This window comes from Plantibacter cousiniae (nom. nud.) (genome assembly GCF_977070315.1).
In genome coordinates, this window is sequence record NZ_CDRVEU010000001.1 from 688,133 (window position 1) to 703,020 (window position 14,888).

Consider the following 14,888-nt stretch of genomic DNA (forward strand, 5'->3'; position numbering starts at 1 on the left):
GTCGGCAAAGCTTAAACCGTTCGCATTTATTCATCTTGCCAAGGTCAGATCCACAGGATCCGTGCAAGCCCCTTCCCAATCCGTTCGGGTTCCATGCCTAAAGGACAATGTCATGGCGTCAATCGATAGCAAGGCCACCATCAACTACACCGTGCGAACAGGCCCGGGAACAGTGCAGGTCGACCCATCCTTGGGTGGCGATTCAAACTGGAGCATCATCCTTCAGCCTGACGGCAAAATCCTTGTCGGTGGCGAAAGCTTCCAGACTGCCATTGGCTATCCTGGCTCGCCGGGCGATGAAAGCTATGGTACGCGCGGCAGCTACACGGCGGTGCGCCTCAACGCTGACGGCAGCCTGGACAACAGCTTCGGCCAAGAGGGAATTGCCCTCGTGCCCGGCAACCTGGACCCGGAAGATTATGCTTACTACGTAATGGCGGTGCAGGCCGACGGTAAAGTGCTATCAGCACAGCCAGGGCTTGGCGGTTTGAAGGTAGAACGCTTCAACGTAGATGGCACTCTGGACACCACTTTCGGCAAAGGCGGCGCGGCTGGCCTTGATGTACCGATCGGCGCTGATGGAATGGCTATTTACGCCACAGCAGATGGCTCGGTGTACGTCAGCCTTCGCGGCACGTCCCAAGCGATCGTGTTCAAGCTGGACAGCACCGGGGCGCCGGTCGAGGATTTCGGTGCCAACGGCGCACTTCTCCTCAACCCGACGGGGCATTACGGCACCGGTAATATCGCCACCGTTGTGCAGACCGACGGCAGCTTATTGCTCGGCAGTTGGCTGTATGTGGGCGCCGACGGCCCCCACGACCCGGGCGATCCGGTTTATGCCGTTCAGCGACTTGCAGCCGACGGCAACCTGGATACCGCGTTCGGTGTGGACGGTGTGGTGTATTTTGATACTGCGCTGGGGCTGGACTACCGGGCTGCGATAACCGTGCAAGCCGATGGCAAGATCATCGTGGCCGGTGAGAGTAACGACAATAACGCCTTCAACGTACTGCGGCTGAATGCGGATGGCTCGTTCGACACCTCCTTTAGTGACGATGGCAAGCTGACGATCCAGGTGCCCCAAGGCGCGAAGAACTATGCCCACTCGGCAATCGTTCAGCCGGATGGCAAAATCCTTATCGCCGGCGACGTGATCACCCGACTGAACGCCGATGGCAGCTTGGACACCACCTTCGGCAGCCAGGACGGCCAATACCACGTGGACGGATCCAGCCAGGCCAACCACCTGATTGGCAACGACACAGCCGAGATTATCCGTGGCCTGGGCGGAGACGATGTGCTGCAAGGCGCGGGTGGCCGTGACGTGCTGGCAGGCGGGACGGGCTCAGATATTTTCCGCTTCACCCAGATCAGCGACAGCTACTGTACCGCTACCGAAACAGGCAGCGACCGGATTCTGGACTTCGACGCCTCTCAGGACCGTGTCGATCTGATTTCGTTGGGCTTTACCGGCATTGGCGATGGCCATAATGGCACGCTGGCCATCCAGGCCAACGCCGAGGGCACGCGCACATACCTGAAAAGCTTCGATGCCGACGCCAACGGACAGCGCTTCGAACTGGCGTTCGAAGGCAACCTGACGGGGCAGTTTAACAGCACCAATCTGGTGTTCACGACCCCCACCGTCGAAGGAACGGCTGGCAAGGACGTAATCACGGGAAGCGCAATGTCGGAAGTCATCTATGGCCTGGCCGGCAACGACCGTATCGACGGCGGCAGAGGCTCGGATGTGATCATCGGAGGCGCGGGCGCCGACTTGCTGATCGGCGGCGACGACCCGAACCTTTCGGTCTCTGGCCGTAATGGCATCAATGACGCTGACGTATTCCGCTACACGGCAGCCACTGACAGCTACCGCACGGACAGCCAGAGTTTCGTGGACCTGATTGTCCGCTTCGCAAACAACAACGACAAGATAGATGTGTCGGCGCTGGGTTACACAGGGTTCGGTGACGGTACCGGCACTACACTGAAGATGGCCTATAATGCGGATCTGGACCGCACCTACCTCAAGGATGTGGAACCTGACGCTCAGGGCCATCGGTTTGAGATTGCCCTCACCGACGACTGGACCCAGGATCTGGGCAACAACGATATGATCTTTGCGCCAACCGCGCAGGTGTCGCTGGTGGGTGTGGCTAGCGCGTTCACCCAATCACCAGATATGGTGTAGCTGGGCAGAACATTGATGGGGTTCTGAGCAGTGGTGAGGGTGGCTAGCGCGCCTTTGGGCTTGCTGGCTGCCGTTATCCAGGGCGACGCTATTCTGGACAACAGCCACTCCACGAACTCATAAAAGTCGTTCTAATGCCCGCCACGGCCTGATGTCGATCCAAGGGTTGCTCAGCACGAGGATTCGATATTCGCATTCACCAAAATCACGGATCCCATTTATGAGATCTCGATTTTCTTTCAGCTCATCCTTTCTGATTATGTTGTCGCTGACAGGATGCGCAGTCAGTATGGATCCTCCAAAGCGCGATCAGCTTGGAGAAAGCGCGCTTTACGGCAGTTGGCGTGTTGCAGGTGTCTTCCGGAAATCCCAACTGGTCGAACTGACGCACCTGCGCATTTGATCTGCGCAGTACGAACACATCCTGGCCGAAGGCATCGGGTAGCCGATCCTCGACCTCAGATTCATCGTCGTAAGAGATGTCATTAGTCAGTGCCTCAACGAGCCGGATACGAAGCGAGCCTAGGCAACTGAGTCGGTAAGCGGTCACACGCCCCCTTGATTGTCAGACCATCGGCCTTTCACCAGCCGGAAGTCGGGGCTTGCGTGTGCGCTTTTCGGGAACTCCCTGCCACCAGGCGATGGTCTCCAATGTGCTCGGCAGGCAGGGCCGGAAGCGCTGGCAAACTTATTGAATGTTGCTCCCTCAAGGTGATCTATAACGCTGTGATTAGCTGTCCCGGCGCCGCCATTCCAGCCGTCGATCAGGTTCGCTACTCCATCCAAAAGATTCAGGAAAAGTGAAAAATGGAAAAAGAGGCTTTTTTGCAACTGCTGGCTGCCGAAGGGTTTGGAACCGTTGTTGAAGTTGAGCGCGAAGCGTTTGGAACGCTGAACTCGCATGCCCACAACTTTGAGGCGATGGCGCTGGTTCTGCACGGTAGCCTCGTCATCCATAAATCTGATGGTGATTTCACCTACAGCTCAGGAGATATTTTTCACCTGGAATGTAACGAGCCCCATTCGGAAGTGTTTGGTGAGCATGGCGTACGGTACCTCGTGGGAAGAAAGTGACGACGCTGGCCTTTCAGCCTGGATTCAAGTGATGTCAGACGTACAGGAAAGACCATGTTCGAACATCTCGACCTTAACGCGCTGATCGCCGCCTACGGCTATTGGGTCATCTTCCTGGGCTGCCTGTTGGAAGGTGAAACAGTGTTGATCCTTGGCGGTATCGCTGCGCATCAGGGCACTTTGCAATTGCTGCAAGTAATCGGCTTGGCCACGTTGGGCGGTATGCTCGGCGATCAGTTGTTATTCTGGACCGGACGTTATTCCGGGGAGCGCCTGCTGCCCAGACTCAAGCGTCACCAGTCTGCCATTAGGCGGGTCGAGGGGCTCATCCAGCGCTACCCCACGACCTCGGTATTCGCTGTTCGCTTTCTCTACGGCATGCGCCTGGTAGGGCCCATGGTAATAGGTGCAAGTGGCCTGTCGCCTTGGCGTTTCGCGCTTATCAATGTGCTGAGTGCGGCAGTCTGGGCAACCTTGTTCGTCTGCGCCGGCTATTGGGCCGGAGAGGCGTTACAGCATTTACTTGGTGACCTGAAGCCGTATCGCCTGCCAATCTTCCTTTCGGTGGTAGCACTGGTGACTCTCGCGGCGTTGGTGCGGTATATGCGTCGCCGATCCAAGGCAACGCATGATTGAGGTGGCGGTGGAGTCGGCGTAACGGCAAGACGCCCTTCAGTGACGGACAGAGACCTGTCTGTATTGGAACCGCTGTCTGCGTCGGGTCCACCAAGGGGGTTTAGGCCATGAGACCCGCCATGAACCCCATTCGTAATTCTCCGTCTTTCATCCCGCCCGCTCATTCGCCGGCAACTCAAGCGCCATCGCCTGGCACTGCGCTGCATGCTGCAGTGGTCAGTCGCGACAGCAAGGCCGTAGCGCAGCTGCGCAATGAGGGCGCGCGCGCCAATAAACTGGATGCACAAGGGCACTCGCCTCTGGACGTCCTCGACACTATGCGTGATATCGACGAGCGCAGCCGTTCCAGTCTGCGCATGGCATTACTGCAGTCACTCAACCCGACTGCGCCACTGGGCTATACCAAGCCCGAGGCTCTGCACGGAACGCCCTGGGGGCTGGAAATCCTGCAGTCGGGAGCGCTCCGGGGCGGTGTCAATGATGCAAAGGGTGGAACCCAGTCTCTTGAAGGCAAGGTGTTTTTCTCTGATCGAACGCGGGAGAGTGCGAGCGCTGAAACCACTCGTGCAGACTTGCGCAGCAAGCCCAGAATCTATGCGAAAGGTGAGGGGATGCATCCCAGCAATGCTTACTCGCGCGCTCAGCAACACCGAATGGCGCAAGTGATCCTGCATGCGCTGGACAACGGCAGATCGCTCTCCACCAATGAACTCGCGCCATCGATCGAAGTGAGCAGCCCAGAGACGCTGCATATCGAAGGTGCTGCGTGGCTGCAACGTTTACTGCATGGCGGGTACATCAATAAATTAGGCGGACTCCCATTCATCAATGCCCCACTGGGCGAGCATCTGGACTCACTGAAGTTACCTGGCTCGATTGAGTTGAGAGTCGATGGGCAGGTAAAGAAGTTACAGGGTGAAGAGCTGAATCGCTTTTATCATCAGGCGGCGAGTGAACTGCAGCGTTCTCTGGAAAATGGCAAGGCCCCTTACCTGGGTTTGTTGAACAAGGGAGCCATTGTTCCACTGGTGTTCGGTTTCGAGAAAATCAACAACCTGTCTACGCATGAAATCAAATTACGCTCGAAAACCACACAGCACTCTTATCAGGATACCGAGCACCCACTTGCCGGAAGTCCGGAGAATGGTGGGAAGCTGAAAGAAGTGGAGGTGCGTAGCTTGGGTGATTTCGCCACATTGTGCCTGGGGTGCGCGGTCAAGGGCTTTGAATTGCCTACCGACATAGTCGTGCGTGTTAAAGGCCAAAAAAGCGAAAAAGCTCAGTATCTGGACGCGCAACAAATACAGGCATTTCGGCAAAACCTGGCAGCTCAAGTGGCCGAGCAGGCAAAGGGGAAGCCTCTGGGAGCACTCCCTTTGCATCAGTTGCAGGAGATCAATTCTCGACTGCGGGCTGGCGATTTAAGTGACTGGTCCAACGTTTGAGAACGGGTGGGCGATGCGTGCCTGACAGCATTCATCGTCCCTGCCTGGCAGCTGTGCAGTGCTCAGCACCTCACTCTTTCGGAAAGTCCGCGCCGGTGCTGATGTCACGAACCTGCTCGATCTGCTTCAAGCGTGCCTGACGATCAGCCACCACGGCGTCATATCCCCAGCTACCCAATACAAGATGACGCGGCGCGTCGGGTTTTTGGGTCAGGGCGACCATCGCCTCTGCGGCGCGTACCGGGTCCCCAGCCTGATTGCCACTCGATTGTCTGGTCGACTCCAGACGCTTGGTGGCAGTGTCCTTGTAGTCGTCGATGCGCGATGGCGTCTGGCGCAATGAGCGTCCTGCCCAGTCGGTTCGAAACGGCCCCGGCTCTACGCACGTGACGGAAATCCCCAATGGCTTGACCTCCGCGAGCAGCGCGTCGGAAAAACCTTCGACGGCGTGCTTGGAGGCTGCGTAGTAGCCCGAGCCCGGAAAGCCGATAAGGCCGGCAACCGAAGTGATATTGATGATGTGGCCGCTGCGTTGTTCGCGCATGATCGGCAGCACGGCGCGGGTGACGGCGAACAGACCAAACACGTTGGCATCGAACTGGGCACGGATTTCAGCGTCTTCGCCTTCTTCGATCGAGCTCTGATAACCGTAACCCGCATTGTTGACCAGTACGTCGATTCTGCCGAACTGCTCCTTTGCGGCAGCCACGGCGGCTTCTATCTGGTCTGCCTTGCCGACGTCGAGGTCGACCACCAGTACCTGGCCTTTTGCACCCTCGGCCAGGTCTGCGACTCGCGACTTGTCCCTGGCCGTTGCCACGAGGCGCCAGCCGCGCGCGATGACAAGTTTGGCCAGTTCGCGGCCGAAGCCGGTGGAACAGCCGGTGATGAACCACACCGGGGTATTGGTCGATTCGCTTGCCATGTCATTTTCTCCGTCACAAGGGGGCTAATGGCTGTAGACAGGGCATAACGTGCGTCGTTTCATTGAGTCGCCGGTCGGAATCACGCCTCGGCAAGCGGGTCTTCAGGAACGCTTCTCATCGCTGCCTGATGAGCCAGAAACAGCTGTTAAATCAGTTTTTTGGCGCTAGAATCGGCGCGCCTCAAGAAGTCTGGCCGATATCCACCGGGTATCAGCCATAAGCCTTTGTACAGATGGTGCAGCCTCTGTCAGGCTTTTTTTATTGCCTGTATTTCGGGTGTAAACTTGCCTTTCGCGCACTGGCGCTTTCAGGTCCCGTGAACATGACACAGATCTCCGAACGTTTCCTGGTGCAGGCGCATCTTGATGCCAAACAGCCCAGGACGTTGAGCCCGGCAGAGCAGGCGCGTTACCGTGCCGACATCGCTGAGGAACTCAAGAAGCAGGACGCCGTGCTGGTCGCTCACTATTACTGCGATCCGGTTATCCAGGCGCTGGCCGAGGAAACCGGTGGCTGCGTGGCCGACTCTCTGGAAATGGCGCGCTTCAGCAATAACCACGCGGCCAGTACTGTGCTGGTGGCGGGTGTACGTTTCATGGGCGAAACCGCGAAGATCCTCAACCCGGAAAAACGCGTGTTCATGCCGACGCTCGAGGCCACCTGCTCGCTCGATGTGGGGTGCCCGGTCGACGAGTTTTCCGCTTTTTGCGACCAGCATCCGGAGCGTACGGTGGTGGTGTATGCCAACACCTCGGCAGCGGTCAAAGCCCGTGCGGACTGGGTAGTGACCTCAGGCTGTGCGCTGGAGATCGTCGAGAGCCTGATGGACAACGGTGAGAAAATCATCTGGGCGCCAGACAAGCACCTGGGCCGCTACATTCAGCGTGAAACCGGTGCCGACATGCTGTTGTGGGACGGTGCCTGCATCGTCCACGAAGAGTTCAAATCCAAGCAGCTCGAAGACATGAAAGCCTTGTACCCCGAGGCTGCGATCCTGGTTCACCCGGAGTCGCCGGAAGCGGTCATCGAGCTGGCTGATGTGGTCGGCTCCACTAGCCAGATGATTGCTGCAGCGCAACGCTTGCCCAACAAGACGTTCATCGTCGCCACTGACCGCGGCATCTTCTACAAGATGCAGCAGCTGTGTCCGGACAAGGTCTTTATCGAGGCGCCTACGGCCGGTAACGGCGCGGCGTGCCGGAGTTGCGCACATTGCCCGTGGATGGCGATGAATACGCTTGAGCGCACCTTGCAGTGCCTGCGTGAGGGTGGTAACGAGATATTCGTCGACCCGGCGCTGATCCCCAATGCCGTGCGCCCATTGCAACGCATGCTGGACTTCACGCAGGCAGCGCGCTTGCGACAGGCAGGCAACGCCTGACCGCTGTGATGAAAAAGCCCGACTGAAGCGTCGGGCTTTTCATTTGTGGTCGTATCGGGCGCCTTGCGCCGGACGATCAGTTCATCATGTCCTTGACCATCCGCTCCTGCTCGATCAGATCCTTTTGCCGCGCATCGATCCGTGATGCCAGCTGAAAATTATTGGCCGCACGGCGTTTGGCGAAGTCCAGCTGCTGGATCGCCTGACGGAAATCACCGACCAGCGCAAAGTACTCGGCGCGCGCCTGATGCAGTCCGATGGTGTTGCCATTCAGGCCACGGGTTTCCGCCACGACGTACCAGATGTCCGGATCATCCGGGCGGGTCTTGAGCAGCGCTTCAAGGCTTTTCTCGGCTTCGGCCGTGCGGTTCTGCTTGAGCAGCACGTCGATACGCACGTCGTTGAGCGGATAATTGCCGGGGTACAGCGTCAGCATGCGATCGACACGCTGCTGCGCATCGGCCAGCCGGTTATTGGTGATGTCCAGATCGATCTGCGTCAGGTTGTAGGTAATGTCGTTCGGCGCTTTTTCGAGCAATGGCTTGAGGGTTTCCCTGGCCTCGTTCAACTGTCCGCCCTTGATCTGTGCGATGGCCAGGCCATAGCGCGCCGGATCGGATTTCGGGTTTTCAACCAGTTGCGCACGGAAGCGCTTGGCGGCGATGCCAGGCGTTTCTTCATAGATCAGTGCCACGCGGGCGCGCATCAGTTGATACAGCACGCTGTCTTCCTTACCGCCCGGTTTGGCCTGTTCGGCACGGTTGCGTGTGTCGGCGATCCGCGATTCGCTGACCGGGTGAGTCAGCAGAAACTCCGGAGGTCTGGCGTCGAATCGATATTGGCGCATGAGGCGCTCGAACATGGTCGGCATGTTACGCGGGTCATAACCGGCCTTCTCCAGGTTGAGAATGCCGATGCGGTCGGCCTCCTGCTCGTTCTGGCGTGAAAAGCGCCGTTGCTCCTGGATCGCGGCGGCCTGTGAGCCGGCGATGGTGGCGATACCCGCATCACCGGCGCCTGCGGCTGCCATGACGATACCTGCCAGCATCGCGGCCATGACTGGCACCTGCATGCGTTGCTGGGCTTCTATGCCTCTGGCGAAGTGGCGCTGCGACAAGTGAGCCAGCTCGTGAGCCAGTACCGAAGCGTACTCGCCCTCGGTCTGAGCATTGAGAAACAGACCGCCGTTGACGCCGATGATCCCGCCGGGTGCGGCAAAGGCGTTGAGTTGCGGGCTGTTGATCAGGATGAATTCAAGCCGCCGGTCCTGAACCTGACTGGTCTCGGCAAGGCTGTAGACCGAGGTTTCGACGTAGTCCTTGAGTTGCGGGTCCGACAGCTGCGCCACCTGGCCGCGCAGCAACCCCAGCCACGCACGGCCCAGACGGTGCTCCTGTTCGGGAGAGACAATCGAGGAGCTGGCGTCACCCAGTGAGGGGAGGTCATCCGCCATGCCGTGTGTAGCGAACAGGCAGGCGAGAGTGAGCAGTGTAGGACGCAAAAAATTCATGCACGAAGCTCTGGTCAGAAGAACCTGTACTGTAGCTGGCTCAATGGCGTGCTGACCAGAGTGAGGTATTCTTGCCGCCTTGTTCGTGCTGCCTTTTCGGCCCCGCTTTGTAATTCGATGTGTCCGCCTGGAGAGAAACGATGTCTGACGCTGTAGTGCGCCCCGAGGCCTGTGATGCCGAACTGGATGCCAGTGGTCTCAACTGTCCGCTGCCCCTGCTGAAAGCCAAGATGGAACTCAACCGCCTGGCCAGCGGCGCGGTGCTTAAAGTCATTGCCACCGATGCCGGTTCGCAGCGCGATTTTCGAACCTTTGCCAGGCTTGCCGGGCATGAGTTGCTGTATGAAGAGGTCGATGCTGGCATTTATCGTTACTGGCTGCGCAAGGCCTGATCCATTGCTGCGGTTTTTTTCGAAAAGGATGTTTGATGTTCAATGTGCTTCGCAATTGGGTGCAACGCTATTTCTCTGACGAGGAAGCGGTGGTCCTGGCAGTTTTGTTGTTTCTGGCGTTTACCCTTGTCCTGACGCTGGGCGGCATGCTGGCGCCGGTTCTCGCCGGTCTGGTGCTGGCGTTTCTGATGCATGGTCTGGTCAGCGCTCTGGAACGCCTGCGCATGCCTGAAATGGCCGCGGTCGGTCTGGTCTTCACCCTGTTCATCGGCGTATTGCTGGTGTTCCTGCTGGTGTTGGTGCCTCTGCTCTGGCATCAGTTGATCACCTTGTTCAACGAAGCACCGGGCATGCTTGCCAAGTGGCAGTCAGTACTGCTGTTGCTGCCCGAGCGTTATCCGCATCTGGTGTCCGACGAGCAAGTGCTGCTGGCCATTGAAGTCGCCCGTGGTGAAGTGGGCAAGATCGGTCAGTTGGCGCTGACGTTCTCGATCTCCAGTCTGCCTCTGCTGGTCAACCTGATGATCTATCTGGTGCTGGTACCGATTCTGGTGTTCTTCTTCCTCAAGGATCGGCACATGATCGGCCGCTGGGCGCGTGGTTATCTGCCCCGTGAGCGTGCCTTGATCAACCGGGTGGCGGATGAGATGAAGCGCCAGATTGCCAATTACATTCGTGGCAAGGTCATCGAGATTTTCATCTGTGGTGGCGTGACCTACATCGCTTTCGCCGCGCTCGGGCTCAATTACGCGGCGCTGCTGGCAATGCTGGTCGGCATATCGGTGGTCGTGCCTTATGTCGGCGCAGTGGTGGTCACCGTGCCGGTGGCGTTGATCGGTCTGTTTCAGTGGGGTTGGGGTGATCAGTTCATCTACCTGATGATCGCTCACGGGATCATTCAGGCGCTGGATGGCAACGTGCTGGTGCCTCTGTTGTTTTCCGAGGCCGTCAATCTGCACCCGGTCGCAATCATCTGCGCCGTGCTGTTGTTCGGTGGGCTGTGGGGGTTCTGGGGGATCTTCTTTGCGATTCCGCTGGCCACGCTGTTCAAGGCCGTGCTCGACGCCTGGCCACGCAATGAGCCGACGGTAGCCCCGTTGCTTTGACGCGATTATTGCGACAGCAGAACTGAATCGCTGCGGCACCTTGCGCGCCGCAGCGGGGCATGTTGATCAGCCTTTGTTCAGGGCTTCGGCCTGCGCCAATACTTCAGCCACATGGCCTGGCACTTTCACACCGCGCCATTCCTGACGCAGTACGCCTTCCTTGTCGATCAGGAAGGTGCTGCGGTCGACGCCCAGGTATTCCTTGCCGTAGAGCTTCTTGAGCTTGATGACGTCGAACAGTTGGCAGACGGCTTCGTCCTTGTCCGAAATCAGCTCGAACGGGAAAGACTGCTTGGCCTTGAAGTTTTCGTGGGTCTTCAGGCTGTCCCGCGAAACACCGAGCACAACCGTGTTGGCTGCCTGAAACTGCGCGATATGGTCACGAAAGTCCTGGCCCTGTGTGGTGCAGCCGGGCGTGTTGTCTTTCGGGTAAAAATAAATCACGACCTGCTGACTCTTGAGCGCAGACAGCTCGACAGTCTGTCCGCTGGTAGCGGGTGCCTGAAAATCGGGAACCGGATGATCTACTGTGACAGTCATGAGGACTCCTTACATTGGGGCTTGTGGGCGCCAGGGTTCGATCAGTGCGTCCAGATTCAACGCGTCGGCGAAATCGAGGAATTGATCGCGCAGCCAGCTGATCTGCGTCCCGGCAGGCAGTGTCACCGTGAACGTGGCGTTGAGCATGGTGCCGCCGGTCTGCGGAGCCTGATAGGTGTCGCAGATCAGGTTCTCCAGCTCGACATTGTGGTCGATGAAGAACTGGCACAGCTCATTGATGATGTCCGGGCGGTACGCCGAGCTGACGTAGGCCACGTAGGGCAGGGCTTCCGGACGGTTCTCCAGCGTGGCGCTGCGCACGACGCTGGTCGTGAACGCATGCTTCTTGGAGAGACTCGCCAGGCCGGTTTCAAGGCGCGCCAGAGCGTCCCAGCTGCCCGACACCTGAAGAATCAGCGCACTGCACTCGCCGTGGCGGGTGAGGCGCGAGGTGACGACCGAGCAGCGGTTTTCATGGCTGGCGCGGCACAGGACGTTGGTCAGCTCCATGGGGTTTGCGCCAAGGGCACTGATGACAAGGAATTGTTCGCGAACTGTGGGGGTGGACGACATGCAGCATTCCTAGACGATGAGCGGTCGGTACTTTTTCGGACTTGCGGGGCTGTTTCGACAATCGATGGCGCAAGATAACTTGCCGGGTCCCTCGGCGCCTGGCCTGCATGGATATACCATGACTGGGCTGGAGTGCGCTGGGGCAGGGCTTCTGGCGACAAATTCGACCGATTGAGCGAGGTGCGCAGGTGACCAGTACCGATCAAAGGACGAAGGGTAGCGAAAACCATCGCTCAGGGGAATGCTCAGAGCGCGGTACTTCGCTTGTACAAGGCTGATAGCGCCAGTACCATTACGGCTCTCTTTTTCCGGCAGGAGCGGTTGCATGATTGCGGGCAGTATGGTGGCACTGGTCACACCAATGGATGCACAAGGTCGTCTGGACTGGGACAGCCTGAGCAAACTGGTTGACTTCCACTTGCAAGAGGGCACCAACGCCATTGTTGCCGTAGGCACCACCGGTGAATCGGCGACGCTGGATGTGAACGAACACATCGAAGTCATCCGCCGGGTGGTCACTCAGGTTGCAGGTCGCATTCCGGTCATCGCCGGTACAGGCGCCAATTCGACGCGTGAAGCCGTCGAACTGACCACCAACGCCAAAAATGCGGGTGCCGACGCGTGCCTGCTGGTGACGCCTTACTACAACAAGCCGACTCAGGAAGGCCTGTTCCAGCATTTCAGCCACATCGCCAATGCCGTCGACATCCCGCAGATCCTCTACAACGTGCCGGGCCGTACGGCCTGCGACATGCTGCCAGAGACCGTTGCGCGTCTGTCGACGGTAAAAAACATCGTCGGCATCAAGGAAGCCACCGGCAACCTGCAACGCGCCAAGGACATCCTGGCCAGCGTCAGCAGCGATTTTCTGGTGTACTCCGGCGACGACGCTACAGCAGTCGAGTTAATGCTGCTGGGTGGCAAGGGCAATATTTCCGTCACCGCCAACGTTGCACCGCGCGCCATGAGCGATCTGTGCGCAGCGGCCATGCGTGGCGATGCGCAAACGGCCCGGGCGATTCACGAAAAGCTCATGCCGCTCAACAACACCCTGTTCATCGAATCCAACCCTATCCCCGTGAAGTGGGCCTTGCATGAAATGGGTTTGATGCCAGACGGTATCCGTCTGCCGCTTACCTGGCTCAGCGAAGCCTGTCATGAACCGCTGCGTCAGGCCATGCGCCAGTCCGGCGTCCTGGTTTAATTGAGGAAGTATCACGCAATGAAGCGATTGGCCGGACTTTCCGCACTTGCTCTTATTATCTCCAGCACCAGCGGTTGCGGTTGGCTCTGGGGCGAAGATGGTTACTTCCGTGATCGCGGCAGCGATTACCTCCAGGCGACCCAGACCCCGCCCATGCAGTTGCCCGCCGATGTTAGCGGCGTCAAACGCCTGGATCCTTTGCTGCCGATCCCGCGTAACGTGGCTGACAGCACCCAGAAAGACGGCGAGTACATCGTGCCGCGTCCTCAGCCGCTGGGCACGACTTCCGAGTCAAGCGACTTCAGCCTGCAGAAGAGTGGCGATGCGCGCTGGATCCTGGCTCAGCGCCAGCCTGCCGAAGTCTGGCCGGTGGCTCATCAGTATTTCGAAGACAACGGTTTCCGTATCGCCGAAGAGCGTCCGCAGACAGGCGAGTTCAGCTCCTCGTGGCAGCGCCTCGATGAGTTGTCCGCTTCGGTGGCCAAGCGTCTGAGCGCCGCTGGCGTCGCCGCCGATGCAGAAACCCGCGTGCGGGTGCGTATCGAGCCGGGCGTGCAGCGCAATACCAGTGAAGTCTACGTGGTCAGCGTCGAGCGTCCTGCCGGCAGCACTGCCGACGTGGCCTTCCCGACGCGCACCACCAACCTGGGCCTCGATGCCGCACTGACCGACGATCTGCTGGCCAGCATGGGCCGCAACGCCGAGAAGGGCGGCTCTATTTCCCTGTTGGCGGCACGTGACTACGACACCCCGAGCCGTGTTGCCTTGAGCGAAGACGGCAGCGGCAACCCGGTATTGAACCTCGGTGCCGATCTGGACCGCGCATGGTCGAGTGTTGGCCGCGCCCTGGATCAGGGCGACTGGCGTGTCGAGGACATCAACCGCAGCCTGGGTCTGTACTACATCAACCTGGCTGAAAAGGCCAAAACGCCTGAAAACGAGCCTGGTTTCTTCGGCAGGATGTTTGGCAGCAAGTCGACCAAGGAAGAGATCGATGCCCGTGCCGAGCGCTATCAGGTCCGCCTGAGCAAGGTCGGTGACAACGTTCAAGTGACCGTCGAGAAGAACATCAACACCGTTGCGCCAGCGGATATCGCGCGCCGGGTGTTGAGCGTTATTCAAGACAACCTGGGTTAAGTGCGTTTCGCGGTTCTCGGCAGCGGTAGTCGTGGCAACGGCACGCTGGTCGCAAGCAACGATACGTACGTACTGGTCGATTGCGGTTTCTCCTTGCGGGAAACCGAGCGGCGCCTGGCTCGTCTGGGCGTCTCGGCAAGCCAGCTGAGCGCTATTCTGGTAACCCACGAACATGCCGATCACGTGCATGGCGTGGGTTTGCTGTCGCGGCGCTACAATGTGCCGGTCTACCTCAGCAACGGGACCTTGCGCGGAATGCGCAAGCCGGTGGAAATTGCCGGCCTCCTGGCAGGTGGGGAGAGTTTGCGGATCGGCGCACTGGACATCGACGTGGTGTCGGTCGCTCACGATGCGCTCGAGCCGACGCAGTTCGTCTTCAGTGACGGCAAGCGCCGCTTCGGCCTGCTGACCGACCTTGGGTCTTACTGCTCCAACGTATTACAGCGTTATCAAGGCCTGGATGCCTTGATGATCGAGGCCAATCACTGTCGCGACATGCTTGCCCGAGGCCAGTATCCGGTCTTTCTCAAGCAGCGCGTGGGCTGTGAAACAGGTCATTTGAACAATCATCAGGCCGCCAGCCTGGTGAGCGAGCTGGGATGGCAGGACCTTCAGCACCTGGTGCTGGCGCATCTCAGCAGCAAGAACAACCTGCCGCATCTGGCCCGGCAATGTTTCGTCGACACTCTCGGGTGCGATCCGGACTGGCTGCAACTGGCCGATCAAGATTCAGGGCTCGACTGGCGACATATCGCCTAGCCCAACTA

General features: G+C 58.9%; 14 protein-coding genes. 10 read left to right on the forward strand and 4 right to left on the reverse strand.

Annotation, left to right across the window (positions count from 1 at the left end; genetic code table 11):
• Nucleotides 1-112 precede the first annotated feature (112 nt).
• The 4 genes from ACW55A_RS03200 (at nucleotide 113) to ACW55A_RS03215 (ending at nucleotide 5,352) form a co-directional block, all read left to right on the forward strand.
• Nucleotides 113-2,197, forward strand: a complete 2,085-nt coding sequence (locus ACW55A_RS03200) for a hypothetical protein (protein ID WP_498810595.1) — start codon at nucleotides 113-115, stop codon at nucleotides 2,195-2,197.
• A gap of 807 nt (nucleotides 2,198-3,004) precedes the next feature.
• Nucleotides 3,005-3,271, forward strand: a complete 267-nt coding sequence (locus ACW55A_RS03205) for a cupin domain-containing protein (RefSeq protein WP_455809535.1) — start codon at nucleotides 3,005-3,007, stop codon at nucleotides 3,269-3,271.
• 54 nt (nucleotides 3,272-3,325) lie between these two features.
• Entirely contained in the window at nucleotides 3,326-3,907 is a 582-nt protein-coding gene (locus ACW55A_RS03210) for a DedA family protein (RefSeq protein ID WP_003368249.1), read from the forward strand.
• A gap of 119 nt (nucleotides 3,908-4,026) precedes the next feature.
• Nucleotides 4,027-5,352, forward strand: coding sequence for a hypothetical protein (locus ACW55A_RS03215; protein ID WP_498810596.1), 1,326 nt, complete (start codon nucleotides 4,027-4,029; stop codon nucleotides 5,350-5,352).
• 70 nt (nucleotides 5,353-5,422) lie between these two features.
• On the opposite strand, the gene ACW55A_RS03220 is transcribed toward ACW55A_RS03215, so the two are convergent.
• Nucleotides 5,423-6,277, reverse strand: coding sequence for an oxidoreductase (locus ACW55A_RS03220; protein WP_455809533.1), 855 nt, complete (start codon nucleotides 6,275-6,277; stop codon nucleotides 5,423-5,425).
• A 323-nt stretch (nucleotides 6,278-6,600) separates the two neighbouring features.
• On the opposite strand from ACW55A_RS03220, the gene nadA reads away from it, so the two are divergent.
• Nucleotides 6,601-7,659: a quinolinate synthase NadA gene (gene nadA, locus ACW55A_RS03225; protein ID WP_096136964.1), complete on the forward strand. Its 1,059-nt coding sequence runs from the start codon at nucleotides 6,601-6,603 to the stop codon at nucleotides 7,657-7,659.
• A 76-nt stretch (nucleotides 7,660-7,735) separates the two neighbouring features.
• Here nadA and ACW55A_RS03230 read toward each other — a convergent pair whose 3' ends face one another.
• Nucleotides 7,736-9,169 carry a M48 family metalloprotease gene (locus tag ACW55A_RS03230; protein WP_003368258.1) on the reverse strand — a complete coding sequence of 478 codons (1,434 nt, stop codon included), beginning with the start codon at nucleotides 9,167-9,169 and terminating at the stop codon, nucleotides 7,736-7,738.
• Between the two features lie 140 nt (nucleotides 9,170-9,309).
• Here ACW55A_RS03230 and ACW55A_RS03235 point away from each other — a divergent pair, with 140 nt between their 5' ends.
• The gene (locus ACW55A_RS03235; RefSeq protein WP_003368260.1) at nucleotides 9,310-9,561 is read left to right on the forward strand and encodes a sulfurtransferase TusA family protein; all 252 of its coding nucleotides are present in this window, start codon (nucleotides 9,310-9,312) and stop codon (nucleotides 9,559-9,561) included.
• A gap of 35 nt (nucleotides 9,562-9,596) precedes the next feature.
• Nucleotides 9,597-10,667, forward strand: coding sequence for an AI-2E family transporter (locus tag ACW55A_RS03240; protein WP_011267087.1), 1,071 nt, complete (start codon nucleotides 9,597-9,599; stop codon nucleotides 10,665-10,667).
• Between the two features lie 66 nt (nucleotides 10,668-10,733).
• Here ACW55A_RS03240 and ACW55A_RS03245 read toward each other — a convergent pair whose 3' ends face one another.
• Nucleotides 10,734-11,207 (reverse strand): peroxiredoxin, encoded by a 474-nt coding sequence (locus ACW55A_RS03245; protein WP_455809532.1) that lies wholly within the window; start codon nucleotides 11,205-11,207, stop codon nucleotides 10,734-10,736.
• 9 nt (nucleotides 11,208-11,216) lie between these two features.
• Nucleotides 11,217-11,780 carry a glycine cleavage system transcriptional repressor gene (locus tag ACW55A_RS03250; protein ID WP_003368263.1) on the reverse strand — a complete coding sequence of 188 codons (564 nt, stop codon included), beginning with the start codon at nucleotides 11,778-11,780 and terminating at the stop codon, nucleotides 11,217-11,219.
• Between the two features lie 325 nt (nucleotides 11,781-12,105).
• Here ACW55A_RS03250 and dapA point away from each other — a divergent pair, with 325 nt between their 5' ends.
• Genes dapA through ACW55A_RS03265 form a run of 3 tightly spaced genes read left to right on the forward strand, consistent with a single transcriptional unit; the run spans nucleotide 12,106 to nucleotide 14,880 of the window.
• Nucleotides 12,106-12,984, forward strand: a complete 879-nt coding sequence (gene dapA, locus ACW55A_RS03255) for a 4-hydroxy-tetrahydrodipicolinate synthase (RefSeq protein WP_003368265.1) — start codon at nucleotides 12,106-12,108, stop codon at nucleotides 12,982-12,984.
• 18 nt (nucleotides 12,985-13,002) lie between these two features.
• The gene (gene bamC, locus ACW55A_RS03260) at nucleotides 13,003-14,121 is read left to right on the forward strand and encodes an NlpB/DapX family lipoprotein (RefSeq protein ID WP_003368268.1); all 1,119 of its coding nucleotides are present in this window, start codon (nucleotides 13,003-13,005) and stop codon (nucleotides 14,119-14,121) included.
• The gene (locus ACW55A_RS03265) at nucleotides 14,122-14,880 is read left to right on the forward strand and encodes an MBL fold metallo-hydrolase (protein WP_003430848.1); all 759 of its coding nucleotides are present in this window, start codon (nucleotides 14,122-14,124) and stop codon (nucleotides 14,878-14,880) included.
• Nucleotides 14,881-14,888 lie beyond the last annotated feature (8 nt).